The 2,789-nt window shown below is 64.5% G+C and carries 3 protein-coding genes; all 3 read left to right on the top strand.

Annotated elements, in window-relative coordinates; genetic code table 11:
• Positions 1–948, top strand: a 948-nt coding sequence (locus tag ADADOO_RS02550; RefSeq protein WP_511274745.1) for a glutamate-5-semialdehyde dehydrogenase, incomplete at its 5' end; no start/stop codon positions are given.
• Positions 941–2,113, top strand: a complete 1,173-nt coding sequence (locus tag ADADOO_RS02545; protein WP_511274743.1) for an acyl-CoA dehydrogenase — start codon at positions 941–943, stop codon at positions 2,111–2,113. The genes ADADOO_RS02550 and ADADOO_RS02545, both read left to right, overlap by 8 nt.
• A gap of 67 nt (positions 2,114–2,180) precedes the next feature.
• Positions 2,181–2,693 (top strand): methylated-DNA--[protein]-cysteine S-methyltransferase, encoded by a 513-nt coding sequence (locus ADADOO_RS02540; RefSeq protein ID WP_511274741.1) that lies wholly within the window; start codon positions 2,181–2,183, stop codon positions 2,691–2,693.
• The last annotated feature ends 96 nt before the right edge of the window (positions 2,694–2,789 follow it).

The raw sequence follows: 2,789 nt of genomic DNA, 5'->3' as shown, positions 1-2,789 counted from the left end.
CAGCCGTCCGGCATCCAGGTCGGCAAGATGCGCGTGCCGCTCGGCGTCATCGGCATCATTTACGAAGCCCGGCCGAATGTGACGGCCGACGCCGCAGCGCTGTGCCTGAAATCCGGCAACGCCGCCATCCTGCGCGGCGGCTCGGAAGCCATCCGCTCCAACCGCGCCATCGCCGCGCTGGTCCACGAAGGCCTGCAAACCGCCGGCCTGCCGGCCAATGCCGTGCAGGTCATCGACACCACCGACCGCGCCGCCGTCGGCGAACTGATCACCATGCGCGAATTTGTCGATGTCATCGTGCCGCGCGGCGGCAAGGGACTGATCTCGCGCCTGCTGGCCGAATGCCGCGTGCCGATGATCCAGCACCTCGACGGCAACTGCCACGTCTACCTCGAAGAGGAAGCCGATCCGAACAAGGCCTTGAAAATCGTCGAAAACGCCAAGACCCAGCGCTACGGCACCTGCAACACCGCCGAGTCGCTGCTCGTCGACCGTTCAGTCGCCGCCATGCTGTTGCCGCCGATTGCCGCCATGCTGACCGCCAAGGGCGTCGAAATCCGCGGTTGCGCCGAAACCTGCGCCATCGTGCCGAATGCCGTGGCGGCGACAGAAGAGGATTACTACACCGAATTCCTGGCGCCGATCATTTCGGTCAAGGTGGTGGCCGGCATCGATGAAGCCATCGCCCACATCAACCAATACTCGTCGCATCACAGCGAAGCCATCGTCACCGACAACCACCCGAAAGCCATGCGCTTCCTGCGCGAAGTCGACTCGGCCTCGGTCATGATCAACGCCTCGACGCGCTTCGCCGATGGTTTCGAGTACGGCCTGGGCGCCGAAATCGGCATCTCCACCGACAAGATCCACGCCCGCGGCCCGGTCGGCCTGGAAGGATTGACCAGCCAGAAATGGATCGTCCTCGGCGACGGACACGTCCGTGGCTAAGGCTGCGTTCGACTGGGCCGACCCTTTCCGGCTCGACAGTCAACTGGCAGCCGACGAGCGGCTCGTTCGCGATGCCGCCCGGCAGTTTGCGCAGAAATCCCTGCAGCCGCGCGTGCGCGACGCTTTCCGCAATGAGCACACCGACCCCGCCCTCTTCCGCGAGATGGGCGAGATGGGCCTGCTCGGCGCGACGCTGCCACCGCAGTACGGCGGCGCCGGGCTGAACTATGTGTCGTACGGCCTGATCGCCCGCGAGGTGGAATACGTCGATTCGGGCTACCGCTCGATGCTCAGCGTGCAGTCCTCGCTGGTCATGCTGCCGATCTTCGCCTTTGGTTCCGAAGAACAGAAACAGAAATACCTGCCCGGCCTCGGCCAGGGCAAGCTGATTGGCTGCTTCGGCCTGACCGAGCCGGATTCCGGCTCCGACCCCGGCAGCCTGAGCACGCGCGCCCGGGCCGTACCCGGCGGCTGGAAACTGTCCGGCAGCAAGATGTGGATCACCAACGCGCCGATTGCCGACGTCTTCGTCGTCTGGGCCAAGGATGACGCCGGCGTCATTCGCGGCTTCATTCTCGACAAGGGCATGGCTGGGCTGTCGGCGCCGGTCATCCACGGCAAGGTCGGTCTGCGCACCTCGATCACCGGTGAGATCGTGATGGACGAGGTCTTCGTACCGAGCGAGAACTGCCTTGATGTCGCCGGCCTCAAAGGCCCGTTCACCTGCCTGAACGCCGCCCGCTACGGCATTGTCTGGGGCGCCCTCGGTGCCGCCGAAAGCTGCTGGCACAGGGCGCGGCAATACACCTTGGAGCGCAAGCAGTTCGACCGGCCGCTGGCCGCCAACCAGCTTATCCAGAAAAAACTCGTCGACATGCAGACCGAAATCGCCCTCGGCATCCAGAGCGTGCTGCGCCTCGGCCGCATGATGGACGACGGCAGCGCCTGCCCGGAAAACGTCTCGATGCTCAAACGCAACTCCTGCGGCAAGGCCCTCGACATCGCCCGCACGGCCCGCGACATGCTCGGCGGCAACGGCATTTCGGACGATTTCGGCGTCATCCGCCATGTCGTCAATCTGGAAGTGGTGAATACCTACGAAGGCACGCACGACATTCACGCGCTGATCCTCGGCCGCGCCCAGACCGGCCTGTCGGCTTTTTGAATTTTGGCCGTTTTTTACGTTTCACGTAGTAAACCCCGTCGACCGTAGCAATGACCACGGAGGCAAAATGAAAACCCACCCCAATCAAACCTACCAGGCCATCATCGCCGCCCCCGGTTTCACCCTCGGCGTCCGGTGCAACGACGATGAAGTCACCGGCATCGACTTTCTCGAACCAGGTCCGGAACTCGCCGCCACGATGCCACTGGCAGCCGAAGCCGCACGCCAGCTCAAGGCCTATATCGCCGATCCCGCCTTCGTCTTCGGCCTGCCCCTGCGCCCGGCCGGCACGACTTTCCAGCGCCGCGTCTGGGCGCAGATTTCGGCCATCCCGAGCGGCCAGACCGACACCTACGGTCAACTGGCAAAAAACCTCAAAAACGCCCCGCGTGCCGTCGGCCAGGCCTGCGGCGCCAATCCTTACCCGGTTGTCGTACCGTGCCATCGCGTCGTTGCCACCAGTGGCGCCGGTGACAAAAAACTCGGCGGCTTTGCCCGCGAACGCGGCGGCTTCCTGCTCGACGTCAAACGCTGGCTACTGACGCATGAATCCGGCGAACTTGCCAGCCAACACGGCTGATCTCGCCGAGATCGACAATTTCTGCGACGCCCTGTGGCTGGAAGACGGCCTGGCCAAGGCGACGCTCGACAGCTATCGCTCCGACCTCGGCCGGCT

This window comes from Azonexus sp. (assembly GCF_036170495.1).
Taxonomy (GTDB): Bacteria; Pseudomonadota; Gammaproteobacteria; order Burkholderiales; family Rhodocyclaceae; genus Azonexus.
This window is presented reverse-complemented; position numbering and strand designations above follow the sequence as displayed.